The organism is Streptomyces sp. NPDC005070 (assembly GCF_053600395.1).
Genome location: NZ_JBSFZS010000032.1, coordinates 14,444 through 35,633 on the forward strand (window position 1 = coordinate 14,444; position 21,190 = coordinate 35,633).

General features: G+C 72.1%; 14 protein-coding genes. 5 read left to right on the forward strand and 9 right to left on the reverse strand.

Going from position 1 to position 21,190, the window contains the following annotated elements:
* Window position 1 precedes the first annotated feature (1 nt).
* The 5 genes from aceE to ACWEBX_RS13580 form a co-directional block, all read right to left on the reverse strand.
* Window positions 2-2,701 carry a pyruvate dehydrogenase (acetyl-transferring), homodimeric type gene (gene aceE, locus ACWEBX_RS13560; RefSeq protein WP_451885024.1) on the reverse strand — a complete coding sequence of 900 codons (2,700 nt, stop codon included), beginning with the start codon at window positions 2,699-2,701 and terminating at the stop codon, window positions 2-4.
* Between the two features lie 349 nt (window positions 2,702-3,050).
* Window positions 3,051-3,674: a GntR family transcriptional regulator gene (locus tag ACWEBX_RS13565; protein WP_355765485.1), complete on the reverse strand. Its 624-nt coding sequence runs from the start codon at window positions 3,672-3,674 to the stop codon at window positions 3,051-3,053.
* Window positions 3,675-4,043: 369 nt separating this feature from the next.
* Complete coding sequence (gene sucB, locus ACWEBX_RS13570; RefSeq protein ID WP_451885025.1) at window positions 4,044-5,840, reverse strand: 2-oxoglutarate dehydrogenase, E2 component, dihydrolipoamide succinyltransferase; 1,797 nt, start codon at window positions 5,838-5,840, stop codon at window positions 4,044-4,046.
* A gap of 146 nt (window positions 5,841-5,986) precedes the next feature.
* Entirely contained in the window at window positions 5,987-7,375 is a 1,389-nt protein-coding gene (lpdA, locus tag ACWEBX_RS13575) for a dihydrolipoyl dehydrogenase (RefSeq protein ID WP_451885026.1), read from the reverse strand.
* 316 nt (window positions 7,376-7,691) lie between these two features.
* Window positions 7,692-9,218 carry a leucyl aminopeptidase gene (locus tag ACWEBX_RS13580; RefSeq protein ID WP_451885027.1) on the reverse strand — a complete coding sequence of 509 codons (1,527 nt, stop codon included), beginning with the start codon at window positions 9,216-9,218 and terminating at the stop codon, window positions 7,692-7,694.
* Between the two features lie 346 nt (window positions 9,219-9,564).
* On the opposite strand from ACWEBX_RS13580, the gene ACWEBX_RS13585 reads away from it, so the two are divergent.
* The 4 genes from ACWEBX_RS13585 to ACWEBX_RS13600 all read left to right on the forward strand — a co-directional run bounded on the left by ACWEBX_RS13585 (window position 9,565) and on the right by ACWEBX_RS13600 (window position 15,511).
* Window positions 9,565-11,595, forward strand: a complete 2,031-nt coding sequence (locus tag ACWEBX_RS13585) for a hypothetical protein (protein WP_451885028.1) — start codon at window positions 9,565-9,567, stop codon at window positions 11,593-11,595.
* 123 nt (window positions 11,596-11,718) lie between these two features.
* The gene (pelF, locus tag ACWEBX_RS13590) at window positions 11,719-13,242 is read left to right on the forward strand and encodes a GT4 family glycosyltransferase PelF (RefSeq protein WP_451885029.1); all 1,524 of its coding nucleotides are present in this window, start codon (window positions 11,719-11,721) and stop codon (window positions 13,240-13,242) included.
* The gene (locus ACWEBX_RS13595) at window positions 13,239-14,867 is read left to right on the forward strand and encodes a hypothetical protein (RefSeq protein ID WP_451885030.1); all 1,629 of its coding nucleotides are present in this window, start codon (window positions 13,239-13,241) and stop codon (window positions 14,865-14,867) included. Before pelF ends, ACWEBX_RS13595 begins: the two co-directional genes overlap by 4 nt.
* Window positions 14,864-15,511, forward strand: a complete 648-nt coding sequence (locus tag ACWEBX_RS13600) for a spherulation-specific family 4 protein (protein ID WP_451885031.1) — start codon at window positions 14,864-14,866, stop codon at window positions 15,509-15,511. The genes ACWEBX_RS13595 and ACWEBX_RS13600 overlap by 4 nt, the downstream gene beginning before the upstream one ends.
* Window positions 15,512-15,520: 9 nt before the next feature.
* Here ACWEBX_RS13600 and ACWEBX_RS13605 read toward each other — a convergent pair whose 3' ends face one another.
* On the reverse strand, window positions 15,521-16,315 hold the full coding sequence (locus ACWEBX_RS13605; RefSeq protein WP_451885032.1) for an adenosylcobinamide-GDP ribazoletransferase: 795 nt from the start codon (window positions 16,313-16,315) through the stop codon (window positions 15,521-15,523).
* Window positions 16,316-16,375: 60 nt separating this feature from the next.
* Here ACWEBX_RS13605 and ACWEBX_RS13610 point away from each other — a divergent pair, with 60 nt between their 5' ends.
* Entirely contained in the window at window positions 16,376-17,143 is a 768-nt protein-coding gene (locus ACWEBX_RS13610) for a hypothetical protein (RefSeq protein WP_451885033.1), read from the forward strand.
* Here the strand turns inward: ACWEBX_RS13610 and ACWEBX_RS13615 are convergent.
* The 3 genes from ACWEBX_RS13615 to cobT all read right to left on the reverse strand — a co-directional run bounded on the left by ACWEBX_RS13615 (window position 17,080) and on the right by cobT (window position 21,104).
* Window positions 17,080-17,781, reverse strand: coding sequence for a hypothetical protein (locus ACWEBX_RS13615; protein ID WP_451885034.1), 702 nt, complete (start codon window positions 17,779-17,781; stop codon window positions 17,080-17,082). The two genes, ACWEBX_RS13610 and ACWEBX_RS13615, sit on opposite strands and share 64 nt — an antisense overlap.
* A 43-nt stretch (window positions 17,782-17,824) precedes the next feature.
* Window positions 17,825-19,627 carry a phosphatidylglycerol lysyltransferase domain-containing protein gene (locus tag ACWEBX_RS13620; RefSeq protein ID WP_451885035.1) on the reverse strand — a complete coding sequence of 601 codons (1,803 nt, stop codon included), beginning with the start codon at window positions 19,625-19,627 and terminating at the stop codon, window positions 17,825-17,827.
* A 268-nt stretch (window positions 19,628-19,895) separates the two neighbouring features.
* Window positions 19,896-21,104, reverse strand: a complete 1,209-nt coding sequence (gene cobT, locus ACWEBX_RS13625) for a nicotinate-nucleotide--dimethylbenzimidazole phosphoribosyltransferase (protein ID WP_451885036.1) — start codon at window positions 21,102-21,104, stop codon at window positions 19,896-19,898.
* Window positions 21,105-21,190: the final 86 nt, after the last annotated feature.

Genomic DNA, 21,190 nt, shown 5'->3' on the forward strand with positions numbered 1-21,190 from the left:
ACTACAGGCCGTAGCGCTCCCGGGCCTCCTTCACGGCCGACGCCTTGACCTCGCCGCGGCGGGCGAGCTGCGCCAGCGAGGCGACGACGATCGACTGCGCGTCCACGCCGAAGTGGCGGCGGGCCGCCGCACGGGTGTCGGAGAGGCCGAAGCCGTCGGCACCGAGCGAGGACCAGTCCTGCTCGACCCACTGCGCGATCTGGTCCGGGACCTGGCGCATGTAGTCGGAGACCGCGAGCACCGGGCCCTCGGCGCCCTGGAGCGCCCGGCGGACGAACGGCACCCGCTCCTCGCCGCGCAGCAGGGCCGCGTCGGCCTCCAGCGCGTCACGGCGCAGCTCGGTCCAGGAGGTCGCGGACCACACGTCGGCGGCCACACCCCACTCCTCGGCGAGCAGCTTCTGGGCCTCCAGCGTCCAGTGGATCGCCGTGCCGGAGCCGAGGAGCTGGATGCGCGGGGCGTTCGCCGCGGCCACGTTCAGGCCCGCCGACTCCGCCGTGTTGAAGCGGTACAGGCCCTTGAGGATGCCCTCGTCGACACCGGCCGGCTTGGCGGGCTGCGGCATCGGCTCGTTGTAGACGGTCAGGTAGTAGAAGACGTCCTGGTCCTCGCCCGGGGCGGCCTCGCCGTACATCCGGCGCAGACCGTCCTTCACGATCGCCGCGATCTCGTACGCGAACGCGGGGTCGTAGGACAGCGCCGCCGGGTTGGTCGCCGCGATGACGGGGGAGTGGCCGTCGGCGTGCTGCAGGCCCTCACCGGTCAGGGTCGTCCGGCCGGCCGTGGCACCGACGAGGAAGCCGCGGCCGAGCTGGTCGCCGAGCTGCCACATCTGGTCGGCCGTGCGCTGCCAGCCGAACATCGAGTAGAAGATGTAGAAGGGGATCATCGTCTCGCCGTGCGTGGAGTACGCGGTGGACGCGGCGATGAAGTCCGCCATGGAACCGGCCTCGGTGATCCCCTCGTTGAGGATCTGGCCGTCCGTGGCCTCCTTGTAGTACATGAGCTGGTCGCGGTCGACCGGCTCGTACGTCTGGCCCTTGGGCGAGTAGATGCCGAGCGAGGGGAAGAGCGACTCCATACCGAAGGTACGGGCCTCGTCCGGGACGATCGGGACCCAGCGGCGGCCGGTCTGCTTGTCGCGGACCAGGTCCTTGACGAGACGGACGAACGCCATCGTCGTCGCCAGGTTCTGGGTGCCGGAGCCCTTGTCGAAGGAGGCGAACGTCTTGTCGGCGGGGGCCGGCAGCGGGGCCACGGCGTGCGTGCGGCGGGCCGGGGCCGGGCCGCCGAGGGCCGCGCGGCGCTCCTGGAGGTAGCGGACCTCGGGGGCGTCGGCGCCCGGGTGGCCGTAGGGCACCACACCGTCGACGAACTGGCTGTCGGAGATGGGCAGTTCGAGCAGATCACGCATCTGCTTGAACTCGTCCGTGGACAGCTTCTTCATCTGGTGGTTGGCGTTCTTCGACGCGAAGCCCTCGCCCAGGGTGTGGCCCTTGACCGTCTGGGCCAGGATCACCGTCGGCGCGCCCTTGTGGGACACGGCGGCGCGGTAGGCCGCGTACACCTTGCGCGACTCGTGGCCGCCGCGGGAGGTGCGGAAGCACTCGATGATCTTGTCGTCGCCGATCAGCTTCGCCATCTCGACGAGCGCCGGGTCGGAGCCGAAGAAGTCCTGGCGGATGTAGGCGGCGTCGCGGGTCTGGTACGTCTGCACCTGCGCGTCGGGTACCTCGCGCAGCCGGCGTACGAGCGCGCCCGTGGTGTCGAGCTGGAACAGCTCGTCCCAGGCCGAGCCCCACAGCGACTTCACGACGTTCCAGCCGGAACCGCGGAACCGCGCCTCCAGCTCCTGCACGATCTTGAAGTTCGCGCGGACCGGGCCGTCGAGGCGCTGGAGGTTGCAGTTGATGACGAAGGTCAGGTTGTCCAGACCCTCGCGGGAGGCGAGCGTGAGTGCCGCCGTCGACTCCGGCTCGTCCATCTCGCCGTCACCGAGGAACGCCCACACGTGGGACTGCGAGACGTCCTTGATGCCACGGCTGGTCAGATAGCGGTTGAAGCGGGCCTGGTAGATCGCCGACAGCGGGCCGAGGCCCATGGAGACGGTCGGGAACTCCCACAGCCAGGGCAGCCGGCGCGGGTGCGGGTACGACGGGAGGCCGCTGCCGCCGGACTCCTGGCGGAAGTTGTCCAGGTGCTGCTCGGTCAGCCGGCCGTCGAGGAAGGCGCGGGCGTAGATGCCGGGAGAGGCGTGGCCCTGGATGAAGAGCTGGTCGCCGGACCCGTCACCCTCCTTGCCCTTGAAGAAGTGGTTGAAGCCGGTCTCGTAGAGCCAGGCCGCGGAGGCGAAGGTGGCGATGTGGCCGCCGACGCCGTGCTTCGCGCCCCGGGTCACCATCGCGGCCGCGTTCCAGCGGTTCCACGCGGTGATCCGGGCCTCCATCGCCTCGTCGCCGGCCACGGCGGGCTCGGCGGCGGTGGGGATGGTGTTGACGTGGTCGGTCTCAAGCAGCTTGGGCAGCGCGAGACCGTTGCCCTCGGCGCGCTCCAGCGTGCGGCGCATCAGGTACGCGGCACGGTGCGGTCCGGCCGCCTGGGTGACGGCGTCCAGGGAGGCCTGCCATTCGGCGGTCTCCTCGGGGTCGCGGTCCGGGAGCTGGTCGAGCTCGCTCGGCTGGATTGCGGTGGGGTCGGTCATTGCGCCGCCTTCCGGATGCGGAGGGGGGTTCCCTCATCGGCAAGGGGTATTCGGGGGTGCCCTTGGTCTATGGCAGGACAGGGCGGCGGGCTCTTGTAGGAGCCCGTCGAGGACTGTAACCCCCTGATCGATGATCGATCAAAGGAATCCGGGGGAAATCCTCTTCAGATCGGAAAGTCGGCACGGGGTGCCTTGGAGTCAGGCACCGGGTGCCTTGAAAATCGACGGTTTTCGCAGGTGGGAGCACGGTTGAGCGGGGGTGTGCTCCCCTGCGCCGGTGTCGTCCGGGCACCTTCGATGCCGGGTGCCGGTGCTGTCCGGGCGCCCCTCGGGGGTGCGAGGCGCGGCCTCAGGGACGCGGGGCGCAGCCGAGGACGTGGGCCTTCACGAGGTCGGCGATCTGCGGATCGCGCCGTCGGAAGGCGTCCACGAGGGCCTCGTGCTCCTCCGCGTACGACTGCTGCACGGTCCCGAGCCAGCGGATGGACAGGGCCGTGAAGACCTCGATGCCCAGGCCCTCCCAGGTGTGCAGGAGGACGGAGTTCCCGGCCGCCCGGACGAGCTCGCGGTGGAAGCCCACGGTGTGCCGCACCTGACCGGTACCGTCGGCCAGCCGGTCGGCCTCGTACAGGGCCGCCACATGCGGTTCAAGGGCCGAGCAGTCCTCCGCGAGCCTGCCGGCCGCCAGCTCCGCCGCGATGGCCTCCAGACCGGCTCGTACGGGGTAGCTCTCCTCCAGGTCGGCGGCGGTCAGATTGCGCACCCGGACGCCCTTGTTCGGCGCCGACTCGATCAGCCGCAGTGACTCCAGCTCGCGCAGCGCCTCGCGGACCGGAGTCTGGCTGACCTCCAGCTCGGTGGCGATCCGCCGCTCCACGATCCGCTCGCCCGGCTTCCAGCGCCCGCTGACGATCCCCTCCACGATGTGCTCGCGGATCTGTTCGCGCAGCGAGTGGACGACGGGCGCGGTCATGAAGGCTCCTTTGGGAGGGGCAGATCCAATGCTGTGGCACGGAGTGCCCCGATGAGGGGCGGTGGCCGGGCGGCGGGCGGGACCCGGGGCTTGACCTTTAGACAATAAGGCCGGGGCCCGGTCGGTGAGGGGCGCATGGTGGCGCTTTCCCGCAGGTGAGACGAGACTTACACGCTGTCAGAGTGTTCCCGGCCGTACGGGTTCGTACCGGGTGAAGTCGGGATTCGTGCCGTCGATGTGATCGCGGAACCCGGGGCGCGGCGGAAGATCGGCGGCCGGGGGAACCCGGGTGGCACGGAAACACGGCACCCCCGCCCGGAGGTCCGGACGGGGGTGCCGTGTCAGCGTGCCGTATGCCGGCGGTGCGGATTACAGGCCGAGCTCGACCTCGAACTCGCCCGCCTCCAGGATCGCCTTGACTGCGGTCAGGTAGCGGGCGGCGTCGGCGCCGTCCACCAGACGGTGGTCGTAGGAGAGCGTCAGGTACGTCATGTCGCGGACGCCGATGACGGTGCCCTCTTCCGTCTCGATGACGGCCGGACGCTTGACGGTGGCACCGATGCCCAGGATCGCGACCTGGTTCGGCGGCACGATGATCGTGTCGAAGAGCGCGCCGCGCGAGCCGGTGTTGGAGATGGTGAAGGTCGCGCCGGACAGCTCGTCCGGGGTGATCTTGTTCGCCCGGACCTTGCCCGCCAGGTCGGCGGTGGCCTTGGCGATACCGGCGATGTTCAGGTCGCCGGCACGCTTGATGACCGGGGTCATCAGGCCCTTCTCCGAGTCCACCGCGATACCGATGTTCTCGGTGTCGAAGTAGGTGATCGTGCCCTCGGCCACGTTGATCCGGGCGTTGACGGCCGGGTGGGCCTTCAGCGCCTGGGCCGCCGCCTTCACGAAGAACGGCATCGGGGAGAGCTTGACGCCCTCGCGGGCCGCGAAGGAGTCCTTCGCCTGCGCGCGGAGCTTCATCAGCCGGGTGATGTCGACCTCGACGACCGAGGAGAGCTGCGCCTGCTCGTGCAGGGCCTTCACCATGTTGTCGCCGATGACCTTGCGGATGCGGGGCATCTTGACGGTCTGGCCGCGCAGCGGGGAGACCTCCAGGACCGGCGCCTTCTTGGCGGAGGCGGCCGGAGCGGCGGCAGCCGCCGGAGCCTGCGCGGCGAGGGCGGCCTTCGCGGCCTCGGCGGCGGCGACGACGTCCTGCTTGCGGATACGGCCGCCGACGCCGGTGCCCTTGACGGCGGCCAGGTCGACGCCGTTCTCGGCGGCGAGCTTGCGCACCAGCGGGGTCACGTACGCGCCGTCGTCACCGGTGGTCGCGGCGGGCGCCGGGGCCGGGGTGACGGGGGCGGGCGCGGCCACCGGCGCGGGGGCCGGAGCCGGAGCGGCGGGCGCGACCGGAGCGGCCGGCTGGACCGGAGCCGGGGCGGCGGCGGCCGGGGCGGCCGGAGCAGCCGGGGCGGGGGCCGGGGCGGCGGGGGCGGCCGGGGCGGCGGGAGCAGCGGCGGGGGCAGCGGGGGCGGCCGGCGCGGCGGCGGCCGGAGCCGCGCCCGGAGCGCCGATGACGGCCAGCTTCGCGCCGACCTCCGCGGTCTCGTCCTCGCCGACCACGATCTCCAGCAGCACGCCGGCGACCGGCGCGGGGATCTCGGTGTCGACCTTGTCCGTGGAGACCTCGAGCAGCGGCTCGTCCTCCGCGACCTCCTCGCCGACGGCCTTCAGCCAGCGGGTGACGGTGCCCTCGGTGACCGACTCGCCCAGCGCGGGCAGCACGACGTCGGTACCGGAGGCGCCACCTGCGGGAGCGGCGGGGGCGGCAGCGGCCGGAGCCGGAGCGGCGGGAGCCTCGGCGACCGGGGCGGGGGCGGCCGGAGCGGCGGCCGGGGCCTCGGCGGCGGGAGCCGGGGCGGCGGCGGGCGCGCCCGTGCCGTCGTCGATGACGGCGAGCTCGGCGCCGACCTCGACGGTCTCGTCCTCGGCGACCTTGATGGACGCGAGGATGCCGGCGGCGGGGGAGGGGATCTCGGTGTCGACCTTGTCCGTCGACACCTCCAGCAGCGGCTCGTCGGCCTCGACGCGCTCGCCCTCGGCCTTCAGCCAGCGGGTGACAGTGCCCTCGGTGACGCTCTCACCGAGTGCCGGAAGGGTTACGGAAACCGGCATGGTTTCTGTTGCTCCTTATTGGGGTCTCCCCTGCCCGACCGGGGTCGAGGGCTCGGGGAAGTGCGGAAGTCTGTGGTCGTCGTCGAGCCCTGCTCGACGCGGTGACTGGGACGGCGGGCGGCCGGGGAAACCCCCGGCCGGGCCGGTCAGTCGTGCGCGTGCAGCGGCTTGCCCGCGAGCGCGAGGTGGGCCTCGCCGAGCGCCTCGTTCTGCGTCGGGTGGGCGTGGATGAGCTGGGCGACCTCGGCGGGCAGCGCTTCCCAGTTGTAGATGAGCTGGGCTTCGCCGACCTGCTCGCCCATGCGGTCGCCGACCATGTGGACGCCGACCACGGCACCGTCCTTCACCTGGACGAGCTTGATCTCGCCCGAGGTGTTGAGGATCTTGCTCTTGCCGTTGCCCGCGAGGCTGTACTTGAGGGCGACGACCTTGTCCGCACCGTAGATCTCCTTGGCCTTGGCCTCGGTGATACCCACGGAGGCGACCTCGGGGTGGCAGTACGTCACGCGCGGGACGCCGTCGTAGTCGATCGGGACGGTCTTCAGACCGGCCAGCCGCTCCGCGACCAGCATGCCCTCGGCGAAGCCGACGTGCGCGAGCTGGAGCGTCGGGACGAGGTCGCCGACGGCGGAGATGGTGGGGACGTTCGTCCGCATGTACTCGTCGACCAGGACGTAGCCGCGGTCCATCGCGACGCCCTGCTCCTCGTAGCCGAGACCGGCCGAGACCGGGCCGCGGCCGACGGCGACGAGCAGGACCTCGGCCTCGAACTCCTTGCCGTCGGCGAGGGTGACCTTGACGCCGTTCTGGGTGTACTCGGCCTTCGAGAAGAAGGTGCCCAGGTTGAACTTGATGCCGCGCTTGCGGAACGCGCGCTCAAGAAGCTTGGAGGAGTTCTCGTCCTCGACCGGGACGAGGTGCTTGAGGCCCTCGATGACCGTCACCTCGGCACCGAAGGACTTCCACGCCGAGGCGAACTCGACGCCGATGACGCCGCCGCCCAGGATGATCGCGGACTGCGGCACGCGGTCCAGGACGAGCGCGTGGTCCGACGAGATGATGCGGTTGCCGTCGATCTCCAGGCCCGGCAGCGACTTCGGCACGGAGCCGGTCGCGAGGAGCACGTGGCGGCCCTGGATCCGCGAGCCGTTCACGTCGACGGAGGTCGGGGAGGACAGACGGCCCTCACCCTCGATGTACGTCACCTTGCGGGACGCGATGAGACCCTGCAGACCCTTGTACAGGCCCGAGATGACCCCGTCCTTGTACTTGTGGACGGCGGGTACGTCGATGCCCTCGAAGGTGGCCTTGACGCCGAACTGCGCGCTCTCGCGGGCCTGGTCGGCGATCTCGCCCGCGTGCAGCAGGGCCTTCGTGGGGATGCACCCACGGTGCAGGCAGGTACCGCCGACCTTGTCCTTCTCGATCAGGGCGACGTCCAGGCCCAACTGCGCTCCGCGCAGCGCCGCGGCGTAACCGCCGCTACCGCCGCCGAGGATCACTAGGTCGAAAACGGTGCTGGCGTCGTTCGCCACGTCACGTCCTCCATGCATGTGCGCCGTTACGCCGGGCACCTTTGTCCCTTACGGGTGGTTGACCGGTCGGTCGGCTGGTGTCCGGCCGCTCTTTCTACGGCCCTGTGGTGGGGGCCCTGTCCTGCCGAGAACCCATCTTCGCACTTGTCGGGGGCGAGCGAGACGCCGGGCCGGTGTGTGGGACGTCTGATCCATCACGTCGACGGGGTGCGGAGCCGGGTGAACCTGCGGATTTCGTCGTGGGCGAAACCCCGGTTCGGCCATACGAGCGGCCCCGGGCGCGGTGACGCCCGGGGCCGGTGTGCCGTACGAGGGCTCAGCCCAGGTCGCCGGCCGCCGTCAGCTCGGCGAGGCGGACCAGGGTGCGGACCGCGGAACCGGTGCCGCCCTTGGGGGTGTAGCCGAACGGACCGGCCTCGTTGAAGGCGGGGCCCGCGATGTCCAGGTGCGCCCAGGTGATGCCCTCGCCCACGAACTCGCGCAGGAACAGACCGGCGACCAGGCCGCCGCCCATGCGCTCGCCCATGTTGGCGATGTCGGCGGTGGGGGAGTCCATGCCCTTGCGCAGGTGCTCGGGCAGCGGCATCGGCCAGGACTCCTCGCCGACCTCCTCGGCGGCCTCGACGATCGCGCCACGGAACGCGTCGTCGTTGGCCATCACGCCGAAGGTGCGGTTGCCGAGCGCCAGCACCATCGCGCCGGTCAGCGTCGCCACGTCGACGATCGCGTCCGGCTTCTCCTCGGACGCCTTCCACAGCGCGTCCGCCAGGACCAGCCGGCCCTCGGCGTCGGTGTTCAGGACCTCGACGGTCTTGCCGCTGTACATGCGCAGGACGTCACCCGGACGGGTGGCGGAGCCGGACGGCATGTTCTCGGCGAGCGCGAGCCAGCCGGTGACGTTGACCTCCAGGCCGAGACGCGCGGCGGTGACCACGGCGGCGAAGACCGCGGCGGCGCCGGCCATGTCGCACTTCATCGTCTCGTTGTGACCGGCGGGCTTCAGCGAGATGCCGCCCGAGTCGTAGGTGATGCCCTTGCCGACGAAGGCGAGGTGCTTCGTGGCCTTCGAGGAGGTGTACGACAGCTTCACCAGGCGGGGACCGGCGGCCGAGCCGGAGCCGACGCCGAGGATGCCACCGAAGCCGCCCTTGGCCAGGGCCTTCTCGTCGAGCACCTGCACCTTGATGCCGTGCTCCTTGCCGGCCGCGGTGGCGACAGCGGCGAAGGACTCCGGGTTGAGGTCGTTCGGCGGGGTGTTGACGAGGTCGCGGGCGCGGTTGAGCTCCTCGGTCACGGCGGTGGCGCGCGCGAGGGCCGCCTTGTAGGCCGCGTCGCGGGGCTTGCCGCCGAGGACGGTCGCCTCACCGAGGGGACCCTTGCGGCCCTTGGCGGCCTCGTTGCGGCCCGTCTCCTTGTAGGCGTCGAAGCCGTACGCGCCCAGGCGGGCGCCCTCGGCGACGGCACCGGCGTCGGCGGCGTCCGAGACCGGCAGCGCGAACGCGGCCTTCTTGGCACCGGCGAGCGCGCGGGCGGCGACACCGGCCGCGCGGCGCAGCGTCTCGGCGTCGTAGCCGGCCTCGTCCTCGGGGACCGCTCCCAGGCCGACGGCCACCACGACGGGGGTCTTGAATCCGGACGGCGCGGGCAGCTTGGTCACCTCGCCCTCGGAGCCGGAGGCGCCGAGGGTCTCCAGGATTCCGGCGAGCCCGCCGTCGTAGGCGTTGTCAACGGCCTCGGCGCCCGGTGCGACGACCGGGCCCTTGGGGCCCTTCGCGACACCGACGACGATCGCGTCGGCCCGCAGACCGGACGCTGCGGCGGTGCTGAGAGTGAGAGCAGTCACGGTGGTGAGATCTCCGCTTCCATTGAAAGTTCGTGTGGCCGAGAAGGGGTGGGTCGACCGGGCCCGACGGCTGACCCTAGATCCGTCCTCGGGGGCGGTCCTTGCCGGGGCCCCCGAAGGGCCGGGCCAGTACCCGGGACGAGCCTACGCTCGGGGCCGGGTTTCGCTCATTTCTACGGACGTTCACCCACAGGTGGCGCCGTGCCGTATTCCCGCCCCTCACTCCCGGTGACCTGAGACACACTCATCGTGTTCAGTGGGCACGCCGCCCACTGCTTTGCACGATTTCCACAGATTCCCCATGGTTTCCACCCGTGGGGGATGCTCGAGGGGGAGAAAGCTACATATGGCACAGAGTCTGCATCGGTGGAGAGGGACGGCTGCCGTCCTGGGGGCCGCCGGACTCCTGGCGCTGGGCATGGGGGCACCCGGCGCGGCCGCGGCGCCGACGCCGCGGATCGATCTCAAGGTCCTGGTCGTCGACAACGGCGCGGGCCAGGTCGGAGCCATCACCACCGAACTGAGGAACGAGGGTGTCCCGTACACCACGGTCAACCTGGGTGACGCGAACCGTCCGACCATCAACGCGACGTTCCTGAGCGACACCGTGAACGGCGCCCCGCGCGCCAAGTACCAGGGCGTCGTCCTGCCGAACGAGGCGCCTTTCGGCGCGGGTTCGGCCGAACAGACCGCCCTGGAGACCTACGAGAAGACGTTCGGCATCCCGCAGGTCGACGCCTACACGTGGGCCCACCCCGAGGTCGGTCTCGACTACACCGACCAGAACGGCGGCTGGTCCGGCGTGCTGGACGGCCGGACCACCCAGATCACCGCGGCGGGCACGACCGGCCCGTTCCGCTACCTCGACGGACCCCTGACCTTCGAGGACAACGACCCGGCCGTGCAGGAGACCTACGGCTACGCGGCCCACCCGAGGGACGGGTTCACCAGCTACCTGAACGCGCCCAGCGGCGGTTCGATGCTCGGGCAGTACGAGCACGACGGGCGCCGCGAACTCGTGGTGACCTTCGCGTACAACCAGTACCAGAAGCAGTTCAAGGTCCTGGCGCGCGGAATCGTCGAATGGCTCACCCAGGGAGTCCACCTCGGGCAGGCCAGGAACTACTTCTCCGTCCACGTCGACGACGTCTTCGCGCCCGACGCCCGCTGGGACTCCGAGCGCAACTGCACCCCCGGCGACATCGACTGCGCGGGCAGCGACGGCGAGGACACCACCACGCCGATCCGGATGACCGCGGCCGACGCCGCCTACGCCGCCCAGTGGGAGGCCGACCGCGGATTCACGCTGGACATGGTCTTCAACGCCGGCGCGGGCGAGGAGTGGAAGACCGAGAACGGCGGCACCGACGCCCTCACGGACCGGCTGCTCGCCGACAAGGCCAAGTTCCGCTGGATGAACCACACCTACACGCACCTGTTCCTCGGCTGCGTCCAGGACACCACGACCGTCCCCTGGACCTGCGCGAAGAACACCAACGGCACCACGAAGTACGTGAGCCGGGCCGACATCTCCGAGCAGATCTCGGACAACAACGACTGGGCGGCTTCCCACGGCCTGTCCACCGACCGCACCGAGCTGGTGACCGGCGAGCACTCGGGCCTCAAGACGCTGCCCCAGCAGCCCGTCGACAACCCGAACCTCGCACGCGCCACGTCCGAGAACGGCGTCAAGTGGACCGGGTCCGACAACTCCCGTGAGCCCGAGCAGCGTTCGGTCGGCAACGGCGTGACGACCGTCCCCCGCTACCCGATGAACATCTACTACAACACCGGCACACCCCAGGAGATGGCCGACGAGTACAACTACATCTACACCTCGAAGGCCGCCGGCGGCAGCGGCGTGTGCGAGAACAACGCGACGTCCACCTGCCTGTCGGCCCCGCTGAACACGGCCACCGGCTACGCCGACTACATCGTCCCGGCCGAGGCGCGCACCGCGCTCGGGCACGCCATCGGCAACGACCCGCGTCCGCACTACGTCCACCAGTCCAACCTGGCCGAGGGCCGCATCCTCTACCCGGTCCTGGACAAGGTGCTCGCCGACTACAAGGCGATCTACGCCGACAACACCCCGCTGCAGAACCCCCGCCAGAGCGCCATCGGCACCGAACTGCAGCGCCGTACCGACTGGCAGACCGCCCTGGCGAGCGGCAAGGTCACGGCCTACCGCGTCGGCAACCAGGTCACCGTCACCGCCCCGTCGGGGACGCAGATCCCGGTGACCGCGCCCGCGGGGACCACGAAGCAACTCCTGGTCGGCACCACCCCGTTCGGGACGGCCTACGCGGGAGCGCGCAACGACTGGACCAAGCCGGAGCTTCTTCAGTCCGCGGTCAAGCTGAACCTGCCCGCGTAAGCACGGCGGCATCGCGGCTCGCGACGCGCACCCCGGCCCGACCGGCCGGGGTGCGCTCGTGAGCCGTGCGACGGGGAGCCGGGGGGGCTCTCCGGAAGAAACAGTCCCAGGGGGGAACCACGCATGATGCGCACCGGCCGTCATGTCACCATGCTCACCGAAGGCACCTACCCACATGTCCACGGCGGGGTCAGCACCTGGTGCGACCAGTTGGTCAAGGGCATGCCGGAGGTCGACTTCCACATCGTCTCGCTCACCGGCAGCGGCCGCGAACCCGTGACCTGGGAGCTGCCGCCCAACGTCTACCGGCACACCCGCGTACCGACCTGGGGGCCGCGCCCCGGCCGGGGGCGCCCGCCGCTGGGCCGCGCCCAGCGCCGCTTCGCCGAGATCTACGAACGCTTCCTGCTCTCCTTCCTCGACCCCGACTCGGCCGAGGACTTCGGCGACGCCCTGTTCGAACTGGCCGCGCTCGCCCGCGACGGACGCCTCTCGGCCGCCCTGCGCGGCGAAGCGGCGCTGCGCTCGCTGATGTGGATCTGGACCATGCCGCATCTGCCGACGGCCGCCGCCCGGCCCACCGTGCACGACGCGCTCACCGCGACGGACCTGCTGGAACACGCGCTGCGTCCGCTCGGCGTCCGGATCCCCGAGGACTCCGTCGCCCACGCGGTCAGCAGCGGCCTCGCCACGCTGCCCGCCCTCGTCGCGCACCACCTGGACGGGGTCCCGTTCCTGCTCACCGAGCACGGCATCTATCTGCGCGAGCGCTACCTCGGCTACCGCGGCGCCGAACAGCGCTGGCCCGTCAAGGCGTTCATGCTCGGCTTCTACCGCGAGCTGAACTCCCTCGGCTACCGCGCCGCCGACCTCATCACCCCCTGCAACCAGTACAACCGCCGCTGGGAGGAGCGCGGCGGCGCCGACGGGGACCGGATCCGTACGGTCTACAACGGCGTCGACCCGCACGCCTTCCCGCACGCGGGACCCGAACCCGCCGTGCCCACCCTCACCTGGTGCGGCCGGGTCGACCCCATCAAGGACCTGGAGACCCTCCTGCGCGCGTACGCCATGGTGCGCGCCGAACTGCCCGAGACCCGGCTGCGGCTGTTCGGTCCGGTACCGCCCGGCGGAGAGGCGTACCGCACCCGCCTGGAGAAGCTCGCCGCCGAACTGGGCGTCACCGACGGGCTGACCTTCGAGGGCCGTATCACCGAGGTGTGGCGCGCCTACGCGGCCGGCCATGTCGTCATGCTGTCCTCGATCTCGGAGGGCTTCCCGTTCTCGATCATCGAAGCCATGTCCTGCGGCCGTACGACGGTCTCCACGGACGTGGGCGGGGTCCGGGAGGCCGTCGGCGACACCGGCATCGTCGTTCCGCCGCGCGAACCGGAGAAGATGGCCGCCGCCGCCCTCGCCCTGCTGCGGGACGAGGAACGGCGCCTGGATCTCGGCGAGCTGTCCCGCCAGAGGGTCATCGACCGGTTCACGCTGCGCCGTTCCGTCGACGCGTTCAGGACCGTCTACCAGGAACTGGCCGGGCGGCCCACGGTGTACGAGCCCGCCGTGGAGACCGTCGACGACTGGACCCTCGAACTGCGCGACCCCTGGTACCAGGCCGTCGCCACGGACGGGACCGGCTGGTGAGCGGCTCCTTGCGCACCCAGCCCGGAGCGCACGAGGCCACCCGTCCCCTGGTGCCGAGCCAGCGCCGCCCGGCGAGCTGGGGACGGCCCGACCCGATCGACGAACTCGCCGCCGAACTCACGGAGTCCGTCACCGCGGCCGTCCATCCCGACGAGGTGGCCGCGCTCCTCGAGTCCGACGGCCTCTCCGACGACCAGATCCGCGAACGGTACGGAGTCACCAACTCCTTCGCCCTCGCCGAGGAGTTGTTCCGGCGGGTCGACCGGGGCTATCCCGAACCGGACGCGCCGGCCCCCGATCCCTGGGTGACCGGTCTGATCGGCTGCCTCCTGCGCGGCGTCGTCTTCGCCCTCCCCGGCCTCGGCTACGTCCTCGCCGCACCGCTCCTCGCGGGGCCGAGGGGCGCGTTCGGACTCCCGGCCGGGACCGTTCCGATGCTCGCCGGGGCGCTGTGCGGCTGGACCTGGAACCAGGGGCTCGCCCACCGCGCGTACACCTGGATGGGGCTCGGCGACCGCGCGGCCGCCCGCCGCGCCCTGCTCGTCGGCACCCCGGTCGGTGTCCTGCTCGGTTCCCTGGTGGCCCTCGCGGCGGCGGGATCGGCCGGCCGGGGCGCCGTCGCCTTCGCCGCGGGGCAGTCCGGCTACCTCGGCGCGGCCACCGTTCTGCTGGTCATGGGCAGGGAACGCACACTGCTCGCCGCCCTGGCCCCCATGACGGCGGGCGCGGCCCTCACCGTGTTCCACCCGGTCCCCGACCTGGCCCGCGTGGCCCTGCTCCTCGGCTCCCTCGTGGCGGTCGCCCTGCTCGGACTCCTCGAAGTGGCGCCGGCGGTAAGGGATCTGGGGGAGGGAAGCTGGGGCGCGGGACTGATCGCGCTGCTGCCGTACGGCACCCTGCGGGGCGGCGCCGAGCCGTCCGCACGGGCCGGTGCCCCACGGCCGGCCTCCGCGGGCCGGCCGGCCACGGGGAAACGGGTGACGGCTCCGGGCCGCGTCGCCGTCCTCGCCGCACGGCTGCGCGCCCGCCGGTCCGCCCCGCGCCGGCACGCCGGAACCCTCGCGTACGCGCTCTTCGGGCTCGGCAGCGGTGTCCTCGTGCTGTACGCGGCGCTCGGCGACGTCCTGACCGGAGCGCGGGGGGCGGCCGCCGCGCCGGCCGCGGTCGCCCTGACCCTCAGCATGGGCCCCGCCGAGTGGCTGCTCTTCCGCTTCCGCAGCGGCAGCCTCGCCGGACTGCGCTCCAGCACCTCGGCGAGGAGTTTCCGGCGGGTCACCGCCGGCGCGCTCCTGAGGTGCCTGACCGGCTACCTCGCCGCGCTGCTCGTGCTCGGCCTCGGCGTCTCCGCGCTGTGGCCGCACGCGCCCGCCGCCGCGGACGCGGTCAGGCTCGGCGGACTGCTCCTGCTGGGGGTGGTCATGTGGACCGGGCTGCTGCTCCAGTCCTTCGGTGCCGTCACCGGCACCGCCGCCGTCGTCTGTGCCGCCGCGGTCGCCCAGACCGCGGCCCTCGCCACGCACACGGGCGACGCGCACTGGGTGGGCCTGATCGCCTGCGGCGCGGCGGCGGGCGCACAGACCCTGCTCGTCTGCGCCCGGCTGGGAAAGGTGACGGCCCACCGGTGAAGACCCTCCTCGTCCCGTACTACGAACACCCCGCCGTCCGCCCGGCCGAGTGGGACGCGCTCGTCGCCGCCGCGCCCCGGCTGTACGGCGTGGTGCTCAACCCCGCCAGTGGACCCGGCGACCGCCCCGACCCGGGGTTCGCGGCGGTCGCCGCCCGGCTGCGCGCGGCGGACGTCCGGGTCCTCGGGTACGTCGACACGGATTACGGGCGCAGGCCGCTCGGGGACGTCCAGGGCGAACTGGCCCGCCACCGCGACTGGTTCGGCACCGACGGCGTCTTCCTGGACCAGGTGGCCGCGGCGGAGGGCGAGGTGGGCTACTACCGGCGGCTGGCGACCGCGGTCCGGGGACGGGACGGCGGCACCCTCGTCCTCAACCACGGCACGGCACCGCACCCTTCGTACGCCCGTGTCGCCGACGCCCTCGTCACCTTCGAGGGCACCTGGGCCACCTACCGGAGGAAGCCCCCGCCGCCGTGGACGGGCACCGGCGTGGGCCTGTGTCATCTCGTCCACGCGGCGCCCGCCGGCGTCGACACGGCGGCGCTCGCCCGGGAACGGGGTGCCGGACTCTTCTGCGCCGTCCCCGGCACCGGAGACCATCCCTGGGGCACCCTGCCCCACGGGCTGGCCCCCACCCCGTGAACGCGGTGATCAGCCCAGCGAGAGCACCACGAGCGCGGTCGTCGCCGCCGTCTCCGCGAGACCGCCGAACACATCGCCGGTGACACCGCCGAAGCGCCTGGTGCAGTGCCGCAGCAGCAGTTCGGCGGTCAGGACGGACAGCACCACCGCCATCGCGGCGCGCACGACGTCGTACGTCCCGACGAGCGCGCCCGCGCCCGCCGCCGCCCCGGTCACGGCCGCCGCCACCGGCAGCGCGCCCCACACCGGCACGGTGCCCGCGACCGCCGCGCCCAGCCCCCCGGGGCGGGCCGCGGGCACCCCGGTGCGGGCGGCCAGAGTGAGGGCGAGGCGGGCCGCGGCCGCCGAGACGACGGCCGCGAGGACACCCCGGCCCCACGAGACCTCGTACGCCTGGGCGAGTGCCGCCACCTGGGCGAGCAGGACGAACACGAGGGTGATCACGCCGAACGGCCCGATGTCCGACTGCTTCATGATCCGCAGCGCGTCCTCGGCCGGTTTTCCGCTGCCCAGTCCGTCGGCGGTGTCGGCGAGACCGTCGAGGTGCAGACCCCGGGTCAGCGCGGCCGGTACGGAGGCGGTGGCCACGGCCGCGAGCAGCGGGCCCGCACCCATGGCCAGCAGGGCCACACCGGCCAGCGCCGCGCCCGCCCCCACCACCAGACCGGCCAGGGGGGCGCACAGCATGCCGCCGCGCGCCGCGGCACGGTCCCAGCGGGTCACGTTCACCGGGAGCACGGTGAGGGTGCCGAAGGCGAAGCGGAGACTGTCGGGCAGGGAGGCGCCGGAGGCGGTCTTGGACATCGGCGCAGGCTATCCGGACGCCCGGAGGGCGGATACAGCGGTGCTGGATAAAGTTCGCATATGGGTCATTGGTTGAATCGGAACATCGTCGAGCCCGGGAAGCTCCCCCTGTTTCTGGCGCTGGCCTCGTTCGTCGTGACCTTCGTGGTCACCCGCGCCGTCGTGCGGATGATCCGCGCCGGCAAAGGGCCCTTCGGCAACGTCAAGGCCGGTGATCTGCACATCCACCACGTGGTCCCCGGAGTCGTGCTCACGGTGATCGGCGGCTTCGGCGCGGTCGCCGGCAGCCGCCACGGCTTCTGGCCCTGCGTGAGCGCCGTGGTCTTCGGTGTCGGAACGGGCCTCGTACTCGACGAGTTCGCGCTGATCCTGCACCTCGACGACGTCTACTGGACCGATGACGGCCGCAAGAGCGTCGAGGTCGTGGTGGTCACGGCGGCCCTCGTCGGCCTGATGCTCAGCGGCTTCTCACCGTTCGGCGTCAACGACGTCAGCGACCAGGAGGCGCAGAGCCGCGTGAGCGCGATCGCGACCATCGCCCTCAACTTCTTCTTCGCGCTGCTCACCCTGAGCAAGGGCAAGGCCCGCATGGCGATCTTCGGAGTGATCGTGCCCTTCATCGCCTTCATCGGAGCCGTCCGACTGGCCAAGCCCGCCTCGCCCTGGGCCAAGCGCTTCTACCGGAACCGGCCGCGCGCCCGCGCCAAGGCCAGGCTGCGCGCGTACCGGCACGACCGCCGCTGGTCGGGCCCCGCCCGCAGGCTTCAGGAGTGGATCGGCGGCAAACCCGACCCCGCCCCCGCCCGCTCCCTGTCCGAACGGCGGTGACGCGCGGCGGACAGAGCGCACACCACCAGTACCGCGGCGATCGCCGCCAGGTGCTCCTTGCCCGCCAGGTTGTCCTTGACGATCACCTCGGCCACCATCGCCCCGGTCACGATCGCCGCCGTCGCGTACGCCCGGTAGCGCCAGCCCAGGAACACCGCGAGGCCCACCACCGCCGCCGACGGACCGGTGTCGACGACCAGCGCGTCCGCCCCGGGCAGCCCCAGAGGCGCGTGCGGTCCGAGCGCGATGCCGACGCGGGCGTACAGCGTCCCGGCCAGCGTGGCGACGTACGCGACGACGAGGGTGCGCCACCACCCCAGACAGATCTCGGCGATCCCGAAGACGATCAGGATCTGCGCGAGCGCGCCCCACACGGGCAGATCCAGCGCCGGCACGAACAGGGACAGCGGGGTGCGGACCAGGGCGAGCCACAGCGGGTCCTCGGCCCGGACGGCACCCGCGTCCTGCACCAGCCGGTAGCCCCAGGACTGGTTCTGGACGAACTGGAGGACGGCCGTCAGGCACACCGCGCCGAGGGTCATCGGGACCGCCCGCCACCCCCTCGCCCGCAGGGCCCGGCGCACGGTCGCGTACAGCGGGCCCCACTCGGCGCGGGCCCAGCGGGCGAGTGCCGTCATCCGGTCGTCCCCGCGGCTCTCCTCGCGCCGGCCCCGGCCGGTGTCATCGGTGCGACTCCAGGTGCCTGCGGTGCAGCCACTTCGGCAGGCCGGGCGCCTCCAGGAACCCCTCGGCGCGCGCGGACGCGACCCCGATGCGCAGCAGGTCCGCGCTCTTCTCGAACAGCAGGAACCGCGGTTCCCAGATGGGCCGGTACTTGGCGTTGGCCCGGTACAGCGACTCGATCTGCCACCAGCGGGAGAAGAAGCTGAGCAGCGAACGCCACAGCCGCAGCACCGGACCCGCGCCGAGACGCGCCCCACGTTCGAAGACCGAACGGAACATCGCGAAGTTGAGCGAGACCTGGGTGATCCCGATCTCCCGGGCGCGCCGCAGGAGTTCGATCACCATGAACTCCATGAGCCCGTTCTCCGCGTCGCGGTCGCGCCGCATCAGGTCGAGGGAGAGCCCGCCGGGACCCCAGGGCACGAAGGACAGCACCGCCCTCAAGTCGCCCTCGGCGTCGGTGCATTCGAGCATCACGCAGCGCCCGTCCTCGGGGTCGCCGAGTCGTCCCAGCGCCATGCTGAAACCGCGCTCGGTCGCGCCGTCGCGCCAGTCGTCCGCGCGCCGGAGCAGATACGTCATCTCGGCGGCCGGGATGTCCTCGTGCCGTCGGATGCGCACCCGGTACCCGGCCCGCCCGACCCGGTTGTAGGCCTGCCGGACGGTGCGCATCGCCCGTCCCTCCAGGGTGAACTCGGCCGTCTCGACGAGGGCTTCGTCGCCCAGCTCCAGGGCGTCGAGGCCGTGCCGGGAGTAGACGGTGCCCGCCTCCTCGCTCGCGCCCATCACCGCCGGGATCCAGCCGTGCTCCCGGGCCTCGGCGAGCCAGGGTTCGATGGCGCCGGGCCAGGCCTCGGGGTCCCCGATGGGGTCACCGCTCGCCAGGGAGACCCCGCCCACCACCCGGTACGCCACCGCCGCCTTGCCGGTGGGCGACCAGACCACGCTCTTCTCCCGGCGCAGTGAGAAGTAGCCCAGCGAGTCCCGGTCGCCGTTGCGCTCCAGCAGCGCGCGCAGCCGTTTCTCGTCGTCCTCGGTGAGCGGGTCGACGGCGCGGCGGGAGCGGAACGCGGCATAGAGGACGGCGAGGACCAGCAGGGTGCTGAGCACGTTGACGCTGACGTTGACCCAGTTCGGGGTGGCGATCCCGGGGTAGTGGGAGTCGTCGGCGGCGACCGAGACGAGCCGCAGCGTGCCGTAGCGCCAGCGGTCCAGGAAGGTCGAACGGTGCGCGTCGTGCGCGTCGTTGGTGACGGTGACCAGCAGCGCGGCGAGCAGCGAGGTGACCAGGAGCCCGCCGATCGCGACGGCCGCCGCGAGCTTCGGGTTCGACCGGTCGCCCTTGGCGTAGAACTCCCGGCGGCCGACGGCCAGGGAGCCCACGAAGGCCGCCGTCAGTGCGAGCGAGACCCAGTTCTGCGCGTACTGGCGGATCTCCGGGAACGCCATCGCGACGCCGAACAGCAGCAGGAACAGCCCGCCGAGCACGGAGTTGAGGATCCACGCGGCCCGCTTGCGCCGCCGCATCGTGGTGGCCAGGAACATCGTGAACACACCGGAGGCGAAGCCGGCGGTCAGCAGGTAGGGCGTGAAGTAGTTCTCGGTGTTGTGCCGTCGCACGTCCTGTCCGAGGGAGACCCAGGCGGCGCTCAGAAAGTTGATGAACGTGACCGCGCGCAGGTACCAGACGGCCAGGGCGGCGGCCCGCCGGGAGCCGGCCGTGGACCGCCGTTCCCCGTCACTCCGACGCCCCGAAGCCCGCTCCTGCTCAACGGCAACGGCAATCCCGACATCTCCCATAAAACGGGATGATATGGGGCAAGAACAGTACTAAGAGGTCATTGAGTCCCTGGGGGAGATTCCTGTCAGCCACACGAAAAACTCAGCCCCTCCGGCCCCTTTTCGGGCGCGGGGAAATTTCAGCCCCTCCGGCGTTTGAGGAGCGGGGTCCGGGGCGGAGCCCCGGGGTCGGGTAGGGGCGGAGGGGGCGAGAGAAGGTCTTGGCGACGCCCCCGACCGGAGCCGGAACCCGACCTGGGCGCGAACTCCGGCCGGAACCCCGCCGGGGCTACGCCTCGGAGCCGGGGCTCGGGGTGGGCTCGGACGCGGTGCCGGGCTCGGAGTCGGGTCCGGAATCAGCATCGGCCTCGGCCTCGGGCCCGGAATCTGCATCGGGCCCGGAGCCGGACTCGGGCTCCGAGGACTTCTCCGGGGTTTCCTCCGCCGCCGGAACAGCGGCCTCCGGCAACTCCGCCGCAAGACGCGCCGCGGCCTGGACCAACGGCAGCGCGAGCAGCGCCCCCGCCCCCTCGCCCACGGTCACCCCATGATCGAGCAACGGCTCCAGAGCCATCCGGTCCAACGCCTTCGCCTGCGCCGGCTCCCCGCTCCGCTGCCCCGCCAGCCACCAGTCCGGCGCCCGGAAGGCGACCCGCTGACCGACCAGCGCGCACGCCGCCGACACCACACCGTCGAGGATCACCGGCATCTTGCGCACCGCGCTCTGCAGCAGGAACCCGGTCATCGCCGCCAGATCGGGCCCGCCCACCGTCGCCAGAAGCTGAAGCTGGTCCCCGAGCACGGGCCGCGCCCGCCGCAGCGCGTCGCGCACCGCGGCACACTTGCGCATCCACGCGAGGTCGTCGATGGCCTGCCCGCCCCGCCCGGTCACGACGGACGCGTCGGTCCCGCACAGCGCCGCGACCAGGGTGGCCGCCGCCGTGGTCCCGCCCACGCTGATGTCGCCGAGCACCACCAGATCCGTACCGGAGTCCGCCTCCTCGTCGGCGATGGCCACGCCGGCCCGGAACGCGGCCTCGGCCTCCTCCAGGGTCATCGCGTCCTCGACGTCGATCCGCCCCGAACCGCGCCGGACCCGGTGCCGTACGACCTCGTCGGGCAGCCCCTCGGGATCCGACTCCAGCGACATGTCGATCACGCGCACGGGCACGCCCAGCCCCCGGGCCAGCACCGACGCGGGGCTCCCGCCCTCCAGGACCGCCCGCACCAGCCGGCCGGCCTCGCCCGCGGGGCGCGCCGACACGCCGAGGGCGGCGACGCCGTGGTCGCCGGCGAACAGCACGGCGCGCGGGTGCTCGATCGGCCGTACCGGCACCGCGGACTGTGCCGCCGCCAGCCACTCACCCAGGTCGTCGAGGCGGCCCAGCGCCCCGGGCGGCACGGTCCGGCGCTCCCGGTACGCCTCGGCGTCACGGCGTACGCCTCCGTCGGGACGCTCGATCAGATCGGTGAAGTCGTCGAGATTAAGCGAGCTCATTCGCCGAACAGTACCGGCACTGATCGAACGCGTCCGCGCCACGTCGGTGCGCTCTGGATCGTCATCGCATACGTACCGTTTGTATC

What these genes read in the sequence shown, in the direction of transcription:
- aceE (WP_451885024.1), bottom strand. Translation starts at nt 2,701, where the DNA reads ATGACCGACCCCACCGCAATCCAGCCGAGCGAGCTCGACCAGCTCCCG.
- ACWEBX_RS13565 (WP_355765485.1), bottom strand. Translation starts at nt 3,674, where the DNA reads ATGACCGCGCCCGTCGTCCACTCGCTGCGCGAACAGATCCGCGAGCAC.
- sucB (WP_451885025.1), bottom strand. Translation starts at nt 5,840, where the DNA reads ATGCCGGTTTCCGTAACCCTTCCGGCACTCGGTGAGAGCGTCACCGAG.
- ACWEBX_RS13585 (WP_451885028.1), top strand. Translation starts at nt 9,565, where the DNA reads ATGGCACAGAGTCTGCATCGGTGGAGAGGGACGGCTGCCGTCCTGGGG.
- pelF (WP_451885029.1), top strand. Translation starts at nt 11,719, where the DNA reads ATGATGCGCACCGGCCGTCATGTCACCATGCTCACCGAAGGCACCTAC.
- ACWEBX_RS13605 (WP_451885032.1), bottom strand. Translation starts at nt 16,315, where the DNA reads ATGTCCAAGACCGCCTCCGGCGCCTCCCTGCCCGACAGTCTCCGCTTC.
- ACWEBX_RS13610 (WP_451885033.1), top strand. Translation starts at nt 16,376, where the DNA reads ATGGGTCATTGGTTGAATCGGAACATCGTCGAGCCCGGGAAGCTCCCC.
- ACWEBX_RS13615 (WP_451885034.1), bottom strand. Translation starts at nt 17,781, where the DNA reads ATGACGGCACTCGCCCGCTGGGCCCGCGCCGAGTGGGGCCCGCTGTAC.
- ACWEBX_RS13620 (WP_451885035.1), bottom strand. Translation starts at nt 19,627, where the DNA reads ATGGGAGATGTCGGGATTGCCGTTGCCGTTGAGCAGGAGCGGGCTTCG.
- cobT (WP_451885036.1), bottom strand. Translation starts at nt 21,104, where the DNA reads ATGAGCTCGCTTAATCTCGACGACTTCACCGATCTGATCGAGCGTCCC.